This window comes from Sphaerochaeta globosa str. Buddy (assembly GCF_000190435.1).
GTDB classification, from domain to species: domain Bacteria; phylum Spirochaetota; class Spirochaetia; order Sphaerochaetales; family Sphaerochaetaceae; genus Sphaerochaeta; species Sphaerochaeta globosa.
The window spans coordinates 1659823-1675495 of the sequence record NC_015152.1 but is presented as its reverse complement, the minus strand read 5'-3'; the positions used below and the strand labels follow the sequence as shown (position 1 = coordinate 1675495).

General features: G+C 47.6%; 15 protein-coding genes. 5 read left to right on the top strand and 10 right to left on the bottom strand.

Features of this window, described 5'->3' with window-relative positions; translation table 11 throughout:
- Nucleotides 1-100: 100 nt before the first annotated feature.
- Entirely contained in the window at nucleotides 101-1354 is a 1254-nt protein-coding gene (locus tag SPIBUDDY_RS07855; protein WP_041380654.1) for a S41 family peptidase, read from the top strand.
- Here the strand turns inward: SPIBUDDY_RS07855 and SPIBUDDY_RS07850 are convergent.
- From SPIBUDDY_RS07850 to SPIBUDDY_RS07810, 9 genes are all read right to left on the bottom strand, one after another.
- Nucleotides 1351-1881 (bottom strand): hypothetical protein, encoded by a 531-nt coding sequence (locus SPIBUDDY_RS07850; RefSeq protein WP_155816080.1) that lies wholly within the window; start codon nucleotides 1879-1881, stop codon nucleotides 1351-1353. The two genes, SPIBUDDY_RS07855 and SPIBUDDY_RS07850, sit on opposite strands and share 4 nt — an antisense overlap.
- A 20-nt stretch (nucleotides 1882-1901) precedes the next feature.
- A complete protein-coding gene (locus tag SPIBUDDY_RS07845) occupies nucleotides 1902-2861 on the bottom strand; it encodes an ABC transporter permease (protein WP_013607214.1) in 960 nt (319 codons plus the stop codon).
- A gap of 4 nt (nucleotides 2862-2865) precedes the next feature.
- A complete protein-coding gene (locus SPIBUDDY_RS07840; RefSeq protein ID WP_013607213.1) occupies nucleotides 2866-3993 on the bottom strand; it encodes an ABC transporter permease in 1128 nt (375 codons plus the stop codon).
- Nucleotides 3980-5518 (bottom strand): ABC transporter ATP-binding protein, encoded by a 1539-nt coding sequence (locus tag SPIBUDDY_RS07835; protein WP_013607212.1) that lies wholly within the window; start codon nucleotides 5516-5518, stop codon nucleotides 3980-3982. The genes SPIBUDDY_RS07840 and SPIBUDDY_RS07835 overlap by 14 nt, the downstream gene beginning before the upstream one ends.
- A gap of 66 nt (nucleotides 5519-5584) precedes the next feature.
- The gene (locus SPIBUDDY_RS07830; RefSeq protein WP_013607211.1) at nucleotides 5585-6709 is read right to left on the bottom strand and encodes a BMP family lipoprotein; all 1125 of its coding nucleotides are present in this window, start codon (nucleotides 6707-6709) and stop codon (nucleotides 5585-5587) included.
- Nucleotides 6710-6782: 73 nt separating this feature from the next.
- Entirely contained in the window at nucleotides 6783-7856 is a 1074-nt protein-coding gene (gene mtnA / locus SPIBUDDY_RS07825) for an S-methyl-5-thioribose-1-phosphate isomerase (RefSeq protein ID WP_013607210.1), read from the bottom strand.
- Between the two features lie 14 nt (nucleotides 7857-7870).
- Nucleotides 7871-8644, bottom strand: coding sequence for an MTAP family purine nucleoside phosphorylase (locus SPIBUDDY_RS07820; protein ID WP_013607209.1), 774 nt, complete (start codon nucleotides 8642-8644; stop codon nucleotides 7871-7873).
- Nucleotides 8645-8659: 15 nt separating this feature from the next.
- Nucleotides 8660-9412, bottom strand: a complete 753-nt coding sequence (locus tag SPIBUDDY_RS07815; RefSeq protein WP_013607208.1) for a DeoR/GlpR family DNA-binding transcription regulator — start codon at nucleotides 9410-9412, stop codon at nucleotides 8660-8662.
- Nucleotides 9413-9529: 117 nt separating this feature from the next.
- Nucleotides 9530-10765: a hypothetical protein gene (locus SPIBUDDY_RS07810; protein ID WP_013607207.1), complete on the bottom strand. Its 1236-nt coding sequence runs from the start codon at nucleotides 10763-10765 to the stop codon at nucleotides 9530-9532.
- 235 nt (nucleotides 10766-11000) lie between these two features.
- Here SPIBUDDY_RS07810 and SPIBUDDY_RS07805 point away from each other — a divergent pair, with 235 nt between their 5' ends.
- On the top strand, nucleotides 11001-11873 hold the full coding sequence (locus SPIBUDDY_RS07805; protein WP_013607206.1) for a helix-turn-helix domain-containing protein: 873 nt from the start codon (nucleotides 11001-11003) through the stop codon (nucleotides 11871-11873).
- Between the two features lie 24 nt (nucleotides 11874-11897).
- On the opposite strand, the gene SPIBUDDY_RS07800 is transcribed toward SPIBUDDY_RS07805, so the two are convergent.
- The gene (locus SPIBUDDY_RS07800) at nucleotides 11898-12344 is read right to left on the bottom strand and encodes an NUDIX hydrolase (RefSeq protein WP_013607205.1); all 447 of its coding nucleotides are present in this window, start codon (nucleotides 12342-12344) and stop codon (nucleotides 11898-11900) included.
- 209 nt (nucleotides 12345-12553) lie between these two features.
- On the opposite strand from SPIBUDDY_RS07800, the gene SPIBUDDY_RS07795 reads away from it, so the two are divergent.
- The 3 genes from SPIBUDDY_RS07795 (at nucleotide 12554) to SPIBUDDY_RS07785 (ending at nucleotide 15648) form a co-directional block, all read left to right on the top strand.
- Nucleotides 12554-13525 carry an ATP-binding protein gene (locus SPIBUDDY_RS07795; protein ID WP_013607204.1) on the top strand — a complete coding sequence of 324 codons (972 nt, stop codon included), beginning with the start codon at nucleotides 12554-12556 and terminating at the stop codon, nucleotides 13523-13525.
- A gap of 137 nt (nucleotides 13526-13662) precedes the next feature.
- Nucleotides 13663-15237: a phytoene desaturase family protein gene (locus tag SPIBUDDY_RS07790; RefSeq protein ID WP_041381220.1), complete on the top strand. Its 1575-nt coding sequence runs from the start codon at nucleotides 13663-13665 to the stop codon at nucleotides 15235-15237.
- A gap of 33 nt (nucleotides 15238-15270) precedes the next feature.
- Nucleotides 15271-15648 carry a DUF3795 domain-containing protein gene (locus SPIBUDDY_RS07785; protein WP_013607202.1) on the top strand — a complete coding sequence of 126 codons (378 nt, stop codon included), beginning with the start codon at nucleotides 15271-15273 and terminating at the stop codon, nucleotides 15646-15648.
- The last annotated feature ends 25 nt before the right edge of the window (nucleotides 15649-15673 follow it).

Sequence of the window (15673 nt, the reverse complement as noted above, 5' to 3'; positions counted from 1 at the left end):
TTTAAGGTAATCTGAATTGTAACTCAATTGTCTGAAAAACATCGGTGAATTACAGGCAATGCCAATGAAAGTAATGTGGGTTTATGCTATAGTAGCGTGTATGAAAACGCGTTTTTCTCTTATATTGCTCTCTTTTTGTCTGGCTGTTCTCTTATTGCTTGCAGGTTGTACAACCAAGCTTGAGGTGAACAATCCAATGCAGGCCGATATTACGTACCTGTATGAAAAGCTACCTCGGTTGCATGTGGATTTTTATCATGCGACATCGAAGGCAGACTTTAGCAAAGCCTACCACAAAGCGATGGAAAATGCTGAGTCGGCATCGGATCTCGACTTCTATTTCTCCCTCAGGGAGTTGGTCGGGTATGCACAAGACTCTCATACCGCTGTCGGCCTTACCGAAGGTTTTGTTGCACAGCTTTCAGCGATACCCGCCCAGTTCTCCTATGTACAGGGCGCTTGGCGCCTTGGGGTGGTAGAGCGAAGCCATGCACACTTGTTGGGCAGTGAAATCATTGCCATCAACGACGTGCCGATCGAGGAAGTACAGAGACGTGCCTCGCCGTTGTTCAGCCATGACAATGAAGTATGGCTGCGGTACTACCTCTCCCAGCAATTCAATCTGACCAACCTCTATACGTATATAGGTATTGCTGACTCTCCCTCACTTTCTGTAAACCTTACGCTGAAACAACGCAGTACAGACCAAATCCATACGATTACCCTTACTCCCGTTTCGGCCAAGGAGTATGGTATGTTGAGCTTTGCAACGTGGTATCAGGCCCATCCTGAAACGGGTGCAAGCAACGCCCCCTATCGGGCATTGCTGCTTGAAGAAAACAACACCCTCTTTGTGCAATACAATGTGTGTATGTCCTATGAAGAATACCCTCTGCAATCATTCATCGATGAAATAGTATCCTTGGTCACATCGAAATCATTTGGTCGTGTGATCGTTGACTTGCGGTACAACAGTGGCGGTGACTCTCGGCTGTTTGAGCCCATGGTCGACGGGCTTGCAGCATTACAGACCGAACAAGGGTTTGCACTCGATGTTCTGATCGGGGAGGGCACGTTCTCTTCGGCTCTGATGAATGCGATGCACTTTCGACAGAGGACCCAAGCTCGCCTGGTAGGCACTCCTACAGGTGGTAGTCTGAATCATTATGGAGAGACAGCACATTTTACACTGCCCAACAGCGACATCGCAGTATCCTACTCAACCAAGCATTTTGTGATGGATCGAAACTACAAGGGAACCTCTCTTGTCCCGGATGTAGTCATCGAACAAACCGTTGAGGATATTCTGCTAGGAAAAGATACCGTGGTGGAAACGCTTCTTCATTCCTACTAGAGCAGTGTTGCCAGTTTTTCCAACCTCTCTGCACCTTTGTGGATGGCGACATAGCCTTTGTCACTAATGGAAATCTGGGGCTGGGTATCCTGTCTTTGCGTGCTCAACCATACTGCATCGCCAGCAACCACCCCCTGGCAGCGCTCGATAAAGTGGGTAAGCTTGTCAGAGCTTTTCGTATAGGCAAGCAGACCTTCATTGACGAATGTGTGCTCTTGCTTGCCTAACTCTACAGCATATGCTTCGGTATCCTCCAGCACCTGCTCAGCCAAACTCTTGTTGGAATCAACCAACAAAAAACTCATATAGAGTGAAGTTTCCAAGGCAAGTGGCCTGAATAGGCGCAATTGCAGGGTAGAGGAGGTCTGTCCCAAATACATGCTGGTCAAATCGCCATACTCAGCATAGGCTTGCGCTATCTCGGTTGCTACTTCCCCAATTGTTTCATTGACAGCATCCAAACGCTTTTCATCGGTCATATTCTGTCCTCCCGTCTCAAGCATGCTCTGACTTGTCAGTTCTTGCAAGAGGGGAGGCATACAACGTTCTATCGCTTCGCTTGGTCGTATACCTCACCGAGGGCACGTGGCGGTTTATTGGTAGAAGAGAAGAAGAGCAGTAAGACCAACGTAACAATGTACGGCAGGGTTAGCACCAAATCACCATAGGAAGAAGGCAATTTGAGTTTCTGTACGAGGACATAGCCACCGCTGCGGGCAAAACCGAAAAGGATACAGGCAAGGAAGGTTGGTCCGATTTTCCAGGACCCAAAAATGTATGCTGCTATAGCAAGGTAACCGAAACCCATATAGATGTTTGGTGAGAATGTGGTGGAAATGGAATAGGCAAAGCACATGCCTCCCAAACCCGACAACGCCCCGCTGGTAATAACCGACCAAAAGCGTACCTTCTGTACATTTCCTCCAGCGGCAGCCAACGCATGAGGATTGTCGCCACATGCTCGGATATGCATTCCTGCCGGTGTCTTGTAGAGCAGATATGCCATGAACAAGGCTACCGCAATGATGATCAACTCGAAGATATAAAAGTCAGTGAACACCGCCCCAATTAGGGGAATACGAGAGAGTAGTGGGATGGTAGCTTTGGGAAAGACTTCCAACAAGAACTTGTTGGAGGGTTGCCCGAAGAATGAGGCGTTGATCTGGTTGGCCAGAAATGCAGTCAGGGCAACGCTGAGCATGTTGATCACCACACCGCTGATAACCTGGTTCGCTTTGAACTTGATGCACATCAGGGCATGCAGCAGGGCTAGCAATGCTCCTCCGACCATGGCAAAACCAAGGGAGGCATAGATGAGAATGGTGGGATCGCCGCCGAAGGTTCTACTCAGAATTGCATAGCTGAGACCGCCGAAGAATGCCCCAAACCCCAGCAAACCTTCCAAGGCCAGGTTGGTAATACCGCTGCCTTCGCTATAGATGCCGCCTATGGCGATGATGAAGAGGGGAAGTGAGAAGGAAAGTCCTTCAATAATGATGGTATTCATACGCCTACACCTCCTCTGCTTCTTGTTGGAATCGATCTGCAAGGTTTCTGAAGAATATGCCGATTGCACTGAACAGCAGCAAAATACTGGTGATCAGGGCGGCAATTTCTCTGAGAACTTGCATGCGGGATGACATATAGGTAGTACCACAATCAAAAATCATAACCAAAAGGGAAGCAAATAGGCTGCCGATGGCGCTTGTATTACCCAGTAATGCAACGGCGATGGCGTCAAAGCCCAATGCAGGAAGTACTCTGGGCTGTATGGATGCATTGCTTCCCAGGTAGTAGGAAACTCCTGCCAAACCGGCCAACGCCCCACTGATGAGCATGGTACATACAACAGCCCTTCCTACCTGAATTCCTGCATAGTTGCTGGCTTTGCTGTTGCTTCCCACCGCTTTCAGCTCGAAACCGAATCGGGTTCGGTCGAGCATGAACTTAAGAGCAAACACTGCCAACAAAGCTAGCGGAAAGACCAAAGCGATCTCCATTTTCAGATTTCCCACCGGATAGTCGAAGAGGGTAAGGCGGGCATTCTGGCCGACTGCCACCGACTGGCGGGTGATCGGGTCGATGAACCGGGTTTGTATGAAGAAACTCACCACATAGCTGATAATGTAATTCAGCATAATGGCTACCACAACCTCATTCATATTGAAGCGATGTTTGAGATATCCAATGAGAATGCCGACCAAGGCACCCGAAAGAGCACCAACAAGGACTACCAGGATTTTTGCCACCAAAGGATTCAGATCGGAATACCCGACCAGTACGGTAGCCATGAAAGCTGAGAATACCATAATACCTGAAACACAGATGTTGAATATCCCACACTTCAGGGCGACGGCAACCGACAAGGCTGCAAACACCATGGGGGTCGTGTAGTTGAGCAGACTCATGAAGTCGGTGAGCTGGTTCTTTCTTCCTGCATAGCGGGGCTTGGGCAGGATGCCTGCTCCCTGGAGAATGCTTCTGTATGCTTCCAATGGATTTTTTCCCAGCAAAAGCAAGAGCAGTATTCCTGCAAGCAGGCTCAGAAAAATGCAGAACAAGGAGGTTCTCAAAAGTTGATGCCTGCCCTTGCCGCAACAAAGGATGAACAGACGCTTGATCAGGTTAGTTTTTTTCAACGTGTACCCCCATCATATATTCACCGACCTGAAGTTTTGTCAGTTCATTCGCTTTGCGTATGGTCTGTACCTTGCCGTTGTACATGACCAGAATGGTATCGGCTAACTGTAGGACCTCGTCCAGCTCCAAGGAAATCAGCAAAATGGCTTTGCCTTCTTTTCGAAGGGTGTTGATACGGGTATGAATGGCTTCAATGGCACCTACATCCAAGCCACGGGTTGGCTGGACGAACATAATCAGCTTGGAGTCGAGATTGATCTCCCGGGCAATAATCGCCTTTTGCTGGTTGCCTCCGCTCATGCTGCGCACCAGCGTGTCGTTGCCCTTGCTGGTTCGTATGTCAAACGCTTCGATCAGGGATTTTCCCAAATCCTCCATAGCCTCATACTGCAGTATCCCTCCCTTGCTGCTATAGGGCGGGCGGTAATACTGTTTCAGACAGAGGTTCTCCTTGAGCGGAAAGTCAAGGATCAAGCCGACGGCATGACGGTCTTCAGGAATGTAGCTGAGGCCTGCCTCAATGCGCTCGCGAACCTGTGCATTGGTGATGTCCTTTTCCTGCAGTTGAATGGTCCCCCCCTTGATGGGGATAAGCCCTGCAATTGCGTCGGCGATCTCTACTTGGCCATTGCCGGACACCCCGGCAATCGCCAGTATTTCACCCTCATGTACGCAAAAGCTTACTGAATCCACCAAGGTGATGTGGTCCTGAGAAACTACACTCAGGTTCTCCACCTTCAGAACTTCTGATCCTCTCTCATGCTCTTCTTTTTCCAACGTGAGAGAGACCTCGCGACCAACCATCAAGGCAGACATATGCTGGACCGAAGTCGAAGCAACATCCAGGACATCGATGAGCTTTCCCTTACATAAGATAGCACATCGGTCTGCGATTTTCTTGATTTCATCGAGTTTGTGTGTGATAAGAATTACGGTTTTCCCGCTCTGCCGAAGTGTATTGATAATTTGCAGCAATGATTCTATTTCTTGAGGAGTGAGAACAGCTGTTGGTTCATCGAAAATGAGAATTTCAGCGTTACGATACAGCATTTTCAAGATTTCCACCCGTTGCCGAGTAGAAACAGGAACGTTCTCAATGATTTCCTTAGGATTGACCTCAAGCTGGTAGTGAAGGGATAACTGACGAACCTTTTCGTGGGAAGCCTCGAGATCTACGACGGGAAACAAGCCGAATTTACGTTTCTTCGGTTCGATGCCCATAATAATGTTTTCAGTGATACTCTGGTTCTCGACAAGCATGAAGTGCTGGTGAACCATTCCAATGTTCAATGAGTTGGCCACCAAGGGACTGGTGATAACCTCTTTTTTTCCACGGACGAAAATCTCCCCTTCATCAGGGGTATACATGCCAAAAAGCATGCTCATCAGTGTGCTTTTTCCCGCTCCATTCTCGCCAAGGATGGCAAGAATCTCACCCTTGTGTACTGAAAGGGAGATGTCATCATTCGCAACAATGCCGGGAAATCGTTTGGTTATATGCCGAAATTCTACAAGGTTCTCCACGTCGGTCTACCTCTCTCAGATAAACACCCGTGCCCTTTTCAGGCACGGGTGATAGCACACAGGTTCTCAGTTCACCTTGAACTGTTCAGGGGTGAAACCGCCAAAGTTGGAAGCAGGAACAATCGTTCCCTTCTGGACTAAGGCATACGATTCGTCAAGCTTCTGGATTGTAGAAGTAGACAGCTGATTGCGTCCGCCCTTCTTTACGAAGCCGGTGGAATCGGTATCAGCCTTCAAGAGCATGTTTGCTCCCTTGAACGTTCCATCCTGAATCTGATTCAGCACGCGCTCAACGTTGAGGCTCATGACCTTGAGAACGCTGGTAAGGATAATGTTGCCACTACCGACTGTTCCATCGTCCCATTGGTCAACGTCACAACCGATTACCTTCAGCTTTCCGTTGCTCTCTTTTGCTGCAGTGAATACACCGTTTCCGGTTGCACCGGCTGCCACAAAAATGATATCGGCACCTTGGGCAAACAATTGCTGACCGATGACCTTGCCGGTTGCTTCGTCAGCAAATGAGCCGGCATAGTTTCCGCCGACATTGGCCCCCGTTACATCGGTACCGGCACGTGAAGCAAGCTCAAGTACCTGTACGTTTGTGCCGAGTTTCTGGTTTGCATAGATGACACCGGTCTCAAAGCCATACTGATAGTTGACATTGGAGGGGTAGGCTACGCCGTTGACAACTGCAACCTTGTTGGTTTTGGTTTCGAGAGCGGCGGCAACACCGGCGAAGAAGCCTGATTCCTGCTCGGCAAAGGTCATTGCGTACACGTTCGGAAGCTCAACGCTGTTGCCCTTTGCATCGGTGGGGTAGGTGTCAACAAGAATGAACTTGGTGTTGGGGTTTTCCATGGCAAGTTCGCCGATTCCAGCAAACTGGAAACCGGTACAGACCAGGACATCGTACTCAGCTACGACATCGGCTGCTGCCTTCAGAGCTGCTGCAACGTCACCGCTGGGTTCACGAATGGCCGTTACTTTTGCAGTAGGATGATTCTTTACAAATGCAAGAATCCCGTTGTAATTGTCCTGATTGAATGAACCGTCATCGACACCCGATGGTGTGGTGATAATGGCGATATTCAAGCCAGCTTCGGCTAGAGGCTGCTTTTCTGCAGCACCCGCTGCGAAGAGCAAACCGGTGATCAGAACCAGTGCGATGAATCCAAATACTCTCTTCATAACCTTCTCCTTACCTATGAAATACCCTAAACCATTATAAAAGATGGTAGTAGGTTTTACAAAGCGCAATATTTCAAACACTCCCCATTTCCAGATGCTTACGTACCTTCTCGGTGGTGGGATGCTCAATACGTCCTTTTTCAGTGATGATGGCTGTGATCAAGGAAGCATCGGTCACATCAAAGGCAGGGTTGTAGACCTTCACATCCTTGGGGCCGGTGCGTTTGCCAAAGCCATTTACTACCTCTTCCCCGTCCCGTTTTTCTATGACAATATCCGAGCCATGGGCGGTTTTCAGGTCAAAGGTGGAACTAGGAGCAGCTACATAGAACGGAATGTTGTAATACTTGGCAAGAATTGCCACCCCGCTGGTACCAATTTTGTTAGCAGCATCACCATTGGCGGCGATACGGTCGGCCCCCACGATGACAGCATCGATTTTTCCTTCCTTCATGACCAAGGAAGCCATGTTGTCACAGAGAATGGTGACATCGAGGCCTCCTTTGTTCAGCTCATAGGCGGTAAGACGGCTGCCCTGCAACAAGGGTCTGGTCTCATTTGAGTAGACAGAAAAGTGATAGCCCCTTTCATGACCCAGATACAGCGGGGCAAGAGCAGTCCCATAGCCGCTGGTGGCCAAGCCTCCTGCATTGCAGTGTGTCATTACGCCCCACGTCTTGGTCTTGTCAAACAGTGTCAGTCCGTGCTCCCCAATTGCCTTGCTCATGGCCTGATCTTCTTCGAAAATGGCTGTGCTTTCATCCAAAAGAGCCAATAGGACGTCTTGCTGCCTGGCCTGGGGATTACTCAATACAGTGTCAAACCTGATTTGCATCCGCTGCAAAGCCCAGAACAAATTTACCGCAGTGGGGCGGCTGGAGGCAAAATATTGCTTCAGTTCAGCAAAATCGAGCTTCATAGCAGTAAGGCTCGGGTAGCTCTGTTGAGCTAGGCACACATACATGCCGTATGCTGCGGCAATGCCGATCGCCGGGGCTCCCCGTACCCGAAGTTTCTTAATTGCCTCATAGATTGAGTCTCGACTATCCAAATGCAAGAAAAGCTCCTCTTCGGGTAGTCTGGTCTGGTCGAGCAGTATCAGCTTTACTGGATCATGCTGTAAGCTGACGGGAATAGTGGTATGCATGTACGTCTCCTGGTTTATAAATAAAGAACTGCCTTGGAGCAGTCACACCGTTCTTGGGTGAGTTCTTGTGAGCGGAATATGTGTGAAATAATGTGCATTGCTGTTTCTTTTGCCTCTGCGACACGCTTGCCATGGTCAATTTGTGCAAGGTTTTCGCCACGTATTCCACAAGCCATATTGGAAATCAGACCGATGGCAGCATAGCAAATGCCAAGCTCCTTGGCCAAAAAAACCTCGGGAATGCCGGTCATGCCGACGAGCGTTCCTCCCATTTTTTGCAACATGGCAATTTCGGCCTTACCTTCAAAGCGAGGCCCTTCGGTACAGACGTAGACTCCGCCGGTGTGTATGCCGACTCCTTGTTGCTTTGCAGTCTGTACAAAAAGATCTCGCAGGGTTCTGCAATAGGGGTCGCTCATATCAGTATGGGCTACCCTTTGGTCAGAACCATCGAAGAATGTTTTGATGCGGCTTGTCGTAAAGTCGAGAAAGTCCTCGATTACCACAAGAGAACCTTCAGTGATTGAGCTCTCCATCGAACCACTGGTTGCAAGGGCATATGCATAGCTGATGCCTTCCATCTTCAGAGCAGTCATTTGGGCCCGGTAATTGATGGCATGGGGGGGCGTGGTATGGTGGCTTCCGTGTCTGGGAAGAAAGAGAACTTCTTCGGTTCCTATCAGGCAACGATAGGTTTCAACCTCCCCATACTTTGTTCTCATGGTATAAGGGCCGCTTGTGTTGGGTAAGGAACCAACTCCAGTCCCTCCGATAATGGCTTTATTCATGTAATTTCCTTTGTACTATGAAAGATCAGAGGTATCGGCGATAATAAGGTTTGGCATATCCTTGGCTTGAATACCTGCCTTGGCAGTAGTGATGATATGATTAAAATCCTCAATCTTGGCAAACACATGAGGAGAGAAGGCAGCGAATTTGGTGGAATCGGCAATGAGAATGCGTTTCTGTGACCGGCTGATAACCTTACGGTTGATAACCGATACATCACGGTCGAATGAGGAGACCCCTGTCAACGCTACGGAACTTGCTCCGATCAGGCAGGTGGAAAAATTCATTCGATCGATTTCTTCCAGTACCTCAGGACCGTGGGTGATGCCATAGTTGTGATCCAACTGTCCTCCGATCACAATGGTCTTGATCTTATACTCCAGTAATTTCGACACATGGTAGATGCCGTTGGTAACAACAGTAACATTCTTTCCAGCAAGAAAGCCGATCAAATAGTCCTCGGTAGTACCAGGACCTACATAGATGAATTCATTGTTCTCAATAAACGAGGCTGCTTTGCTGCAAATCAGATACTTCTCATCGGAGTTCACTTCAAGTCGAGCGACAACCGAGTGTTCCGCCTCCTCGGTAAGTCTGACTCCTCCGCCGTTGAGCAGAATGATTTTCCCTTCCTCTTCCAGTTTCTTGAGGTCACGACGCACAGTCGGAAGTGATACCTTGGTCAAGTCCAGCAGGTCGTCGATATAGGCAATCTGTTTCATTTTAATGTACGAATATATCTGACTTTGGCGGACGTATGGAATCATGCTATAGGTTTCCCCTTATGAATAGGTCTCTTATGGTACAACATAAACTGACTCATGTGTGCAGGTTTTACCGATAAAGTCAGGCAACGAGCAACGCTGCCTGACTTGGAAAACGACTTACTGATAATCGGAACCGGTAAGATAGCGATGAAAGGCATTGTTTACGAACAAAGAGCGTTCCTGAACTTCAAGACCACTGAGATTCTGAAGTACATCGATCAAGTTTTGTTTGTTCTCAAGCAAAGAGAAGGGATGGATGGAGTAGCTGTTCTCCTGGAGAACGCAATCGACGATTTCCTGATATGCGCTCTCGTCGGCTTGGAAGGTTGTGCTATACAGTGGTTGCCACCATGCGCCCTTAAGCAGGGCAGTCTTACTGTCCTTGGCTTGGTTGGCATCATTTTTCTTGGCATAGGTGTTGATGAGTGCATCAAACTTGAGCAGGTCCTCGTTTGAGCTGAACTCAAACTTTGCATCGTATTCTACAGCATAGGCCAGATAGAAGTTTTCTCCAAACGCAAGAACCATATAGTAGGGACTGGGTGCGGGCACCGGACCCCAGTCGAGGAGGTACTCGTAGATGGATACTTTGGGTTCAATCTGCAGTTTGGCATCAATACCTTCGCTATTGAGCAGCACGGTCAATTGTTTGAGGTGGGTTTCATCACTGTGCCCATATTGGATGGTGCGGGAGGGGAGGAACTGTGCTTCATCAGCATCCTTTTTGAGGTTGTATCCGGTTGAGGCTCGCTGTTGAACAGTCAATGCCCCAATTTCGTCCAGGTTGCCGTCGCTGAACAGCGTGTAACCATCAAAGGCATTAGAGATACGCATCAGAATATTACTGTCACTGACATTACCGATATAATTGCGGCTTGCTCCCTTGGCATTTGCTACACTCATCAGTAAGTTTGCAGCTGTTTCAGAATCAATATAGCTTGAGGATAACAATTCCTTGGCTACCGATACAGGCAATAGATGGGCATCGAGAGAGCAAGCGACATAGCGCTGCAAATCAGAGGGAACAGCTTCGGTGATGCCATAATAGGAGAGGCGTTCAGCTGTCTTCTTATTGCTGTATGTCAAGGCCAACTCCCTAAGGTCGGCTGCCTCTACAAGGGCTTGGAAGATATCACTAGAAGCCTTGAGGGTAACTGGCTTACCGGTTATGGAGCTGAGTGCTGAACCAAATTGTGCAGCATCCAAGCCCCCCGATCCTAGGGTTATCTGGAAATAATGCTCCAGATATGCAGCATTACCTGGATCGGCAAACTGTGTTTCTTCGCTGATCCCAGCACCGAACAGCAAGGCTGCTATAAGCAGCATGCCTACCAACAGTGAATACTTTTTCATTTTTAACTCCTTGTGTATCACCCCACGTATGTGATGCTTTCACTCTAGCATTGAATTATTGAGATGTCTAGAAAAATCAAAAAATGAAATAATGTGATAAAAATGTGAACAAATATGTAATCGTAGATGATTAACCAGAGCTGTAAAAATGTCTTAGTCGATGCGATAATAGCAAGGACGGTCAAGAACAGTGGGCTTTTCTCTAGTACTATCAAGCTAAAGGACGATATTGACGATGGATGAGTATCAGAAGCATGCGGTAATGCGGATGCTGGCCTACATTGAGGAACATCTTGACGATCCCATCACCCAAAGGGAACTGGCCTCGGTTGCAACGTATTCCCCGTGGCATGCACAGCGACTTTTCAAGGATGCCACAGGATGTACTCCCTTCTCGTACCTGCGAAGCAGAAGGCTTGCAAGTGCTGCCCATGTTTTGGGTACGAGTAAGAAGAGTATTGTCGATGTAGCTTTGGAGTTTGTATTTGACTCACATGAAGGATTCACGCGTGCCTTCACCAAGCAGTTCGGTATGACTCCCTCTGCATTCCGCAAAGCTCTCGCTGCCTACCATCAGAAATCGGCTCTTACAACACTCAGTGAAGGAGAAACACGTATGGAAACTGTATTTGTCCAGGTTGTACAGCGACCCGAACGGAAGGCTGTGGTGAAGTTTGCCCATAAGGCAACGCACTACTTTGCATATTGCGAGGAAGTTGGGTGTGACGTTTGGGATACCCTTGGTTCCATCGACGGTGCATTGTTTGAACCGATCGGGATGTGGATGCCCGAGAATCTCAGGAAGTTGGGAACTTCGGAATATCTGCAGGGGGTGGAAGTGCCTCTTTCGTTTACCGGTCCCATTCCTGAAGGCTTTGACATCATCACCTTGCCTTCCTGCTCGATGATGGTATTCCAAGGCCCTCCCTTCGATGAAGAGCAATTCGAGAATGCGATCAATACTCTTTGGGAGTTGATGAAGACCTACGACCCCACCTTGTATGGGTATCAGTTCGCTGACGAGGATGGTCCCCGTTTCCAACTCGCTCCCATGGGATACCGTGGGTATATCGAGGCTCGCCCTGTACGACCGGTAAACAAAGCGTAAAAAACTACCTAGCCCCTTTCCCGATTAGGGGAGGGGGCTTCTCACCTTCTTCAATTGCCGTACCTGCGACGGCACAAACACCACCATGGGTTTGGGAAGTGAATCCAAAGTACACCACGTATACTCAGAGAATTCGTCCACAAAGGGTGGTTTAATTCTCGTTTTCACATAATATCCAAAAACGTTGTAGTGGAAATAGGGTAGGTGTAGCGTCCAAACTAAAGCCAAGCGATCGGGCTTGTCCACCTGCATTCCCATTTCTTCTTTGGACTCTCGTATTGCGGCAGCCTGGTAATTCACCTTGCCGTCACGCATACGCCCATCTCTAGGTTCCCAACCTCCACCAGGAAACGACCAGCGATGATTCTGTGGTCTCATGTTGCGCTTTCCCATGAGAATGGAGCGCTCTCCACGTTCAGTTTGGGTCCAGAAAATAATGCCTGCTCCATGATAGGGGTGTAATCGTTTCATAGGCTCATTCTATACCAGAAAAAATGCACATGCAAATTTGCAATGACAATTAATCCCTAAGCGAGCAGCATTTTACAGAACATGAACTGAAATATGTGCGTAGGTAATAGTGAATATTCACTGTAATACTGAATATTCACTTGTATCACGTGAATATTCATAGTATCCTGTTTTTACCATGAAAAGTATGTGTGACAGGAGGCTTTCCAATGCTGTATGAGAGCGAATCATTTGAACTAAAAAGAAGTGTATTGCAGGATTTGACATTTGATACTGCTGAAGTAGAGTTCAAGAATAGAAATATTGCTTTCACACAAGACAAGTATCGTGCATTGTTTTTACGTGATCCGGCAAAAGGCTTGTACACAAATCTTGCGTTCATTGTATCTGATCAATGTATGCATTCTGTCAAAATAGCAGTATTTAGTGACATCAGTAATACTATTTTTATAGACAGACGTGAATTCAGCGGTTCGATTTTCAAACAACTGAACGATGCGTATACCTATATCATGCTCAATAATAAAACTGAATCTGTAATTACGGGTCTACTCCGTGTTGATAGTATGGAATATCCTCCTGAGGCGATTCGCGAAGCTTTGTTGAATGCACTCATCCATAGGGATTATAGTTTCAGCGGCAGTAGCATCATCAATATCAACGCAGAACGAATGGAGTTTATATCGTTGGGTGGCCTTCCTCATGGATTGACTAAAGATGATATTGTAAATGGTATCTCTCTGCCTAGAAATCCTCAGCTTGCTCAGGTTTTCTTTCGTTTAAAGCATATTGAAGCATATGGGACGGGCCTTCGCAGAATCTTTGACCTCTACCGTGATTGTTCTGCCAAACCATCCATAGCGGTGACAGAGAACTCCTTTCGGATAACATTGCCAAACATGAATCTTGCGAAAAAGCGTGCAGAACATGCTGAAGAAGTATCCGATAACGCATCGAACAAAACAATCTATATTACCGACCAAATGCACAAAGTACTCGATTACTTGACTCAGAACAGCGAATGCAATGAAGAGCTTTTGATGAACTTGCTTGGCATAAAACGAACACGTGCCTATCTGGTTGCCAAGCAGATGGTGGATATGGGGCTGTTGGATGGAATTGGGCGAGGAAAAAATAAGAAGTATATCCGAAAAAATACTCCGAACAACCAGGGTTTTTAATGGTCATGTAGCTGCACGAATTCATTATCAAGTTTTTGTAATCCCATGATAAAGTATTGAAAAGCAGGTAACCTGGGGTGTGGCTCGTAGGTTTCCTGAAGAAGAGTCTTCTTGAATGTTCGATAGGGAAGAAAGGTATGAAGAAGGCATATGATGTAGTGGTGGTAGGAGGTGGCATTGCAGGTCTTACTGCAGCCGCTTATTGTGCTCGTGCAGGACTTTCCGTATTACTGTGCGAAAAGCAGGACCGCATAGGCGGGCTTGTCCATTCCTTTAGCAGAAACGGCTTTGTTTATGACCAAGGTATCCGTGCCATTGAGAATTCAGGCATTGTATTTCCCATGCTCAAACAATTGGGCATTGAACTCTCCTGGGTCCGCAGTCTGGTCACCCTCGCACTAGCTGAGAAAAAAGTAGCAGTACAAGACACGGCAAGTCTGGATGTGTACCAACGGATGCTTGAAGAACTATTTCCAGAGAATGTGGGTGATATTGCCCTGATCATGGCTGAAATCAGGAAAATCACAACCTATATGGACGTACTCTACGGTATCGACAACCCGCTGTTTTTGGACAATTATCAGGACCTTGGCTATGTAAGGAAGACTCTGTTGCCCTGGCTGTTCAAATATCTAAGAACCATCGGGAAAATCGGGAAATTGAATGAACCGGTTGTTTCCTATTTAGGCAAGTTCACCAAGAATCAGGTTCTGATCGACATCATCAGCCAGCACTTCTTTGCCGATACACCCACCTTCTTCGCCCTGAGCTATTTTGGCCTATACTGTGAATACCAATATCCAATGGGCGGTACCGGAAAGCTGACAGAAGCTTTGCATACCTACTTGCAGCATCATAATGTTGACATTAGGCTCAATTGCCAAGTCACCTCATTTGATGCAGAAAATCGCAGGCTTCTTGAGGACATCAGCTATGGTACACTCATTTGGGCTGCTAACTTGAAGGCGCTGTATCGCAGTGTGGATGAAAAACAGCTTTCTCTTAAGGCAAACAGACACAAACAAACGTTGGAAACAAAGCATGGTGGGGATTCGATTTTTACCTATTACATAGCTGTAGACCTTCCTCCCACTTACTTCAGTGCACTTTCAACACCGCATCTCTTTTATACTCCCTCGATGGTTGGACAAAGCACCGTAGACCAAACAGCCTTGGAGGAAACCTGTCATGACAAGGCGATGATTAAGCAGTATTTGCAGGCCTATTGTGCTGCCACCACCTACGAAATTTCGATTCCGGTGCTGCGCGATAGTTCGCTTGCCCCCGAAGGTAAAACAGCCTTGATAGTAAGTACCCTTGCCTCCTATCAACTGTTTTCAAAAATTGAAAAGGATGGCTGGTATGAAGAGGCCAAACTCTTCATGCAAGATTGCATGCGTACAGTCTTGCATAGCGGAATGTATCCCTGCCTATCCGACCATGTGCTGGAGGAATTCAGCGCAACTCCGCTCACATTATCCCGATTGACGGCGAACAGCGAGGGAGCCATAACCGGATGGGCCTTCACCGAAGGTGAGGTGCCTGTGGTTCATTCACTGAAGCGGATAACCAAATCAGTACATACTGAAATTGAGCATGTTCTGCAAGCAGGCCAATGGACGTTCAGCCCCTCGGGTTTGCCAATTTCCATTATGACAGGAAAGCTTGCAGCAGAGCAGGCTATTAAAGCAGCAAAAAGAGGGCGACTCTAGCACGATTGCGCTTGTGGGTGTATCTTTGGCCTTATGGAACATGAAAAAGGATTTGCCTATTGCGGCCTTGCATGCTGCCTGTGCAGTGAGAATGCATCATGCCCTGGCTGTAGAAATGATGGATGTACCGGCAATGATTGGTGCAAGCACTATACCTGTTGCAAGGAACAGGGCTTTTCCGGTTGTTGGCAATGCCCCGATTTCCCTTGTGATACACCCATGTTTGCAAAAGAGCGGATTCGAGCCTTCGCAACCTTTTTGCAGCGTCATCCTGAGTCTACCTTACTGCAAGTGCTTGCTCGTAATGAAGAGCTGGGAGTGCTCTATCACTACGAAGGTCAGCTTATCGGTGATTACGACTCGCTTGGAGACGAAGAAGCCATACTTTCCTATCTTGAACACTCCTTGTAGCTGTTTTCTGCAATAATCCGTGGTA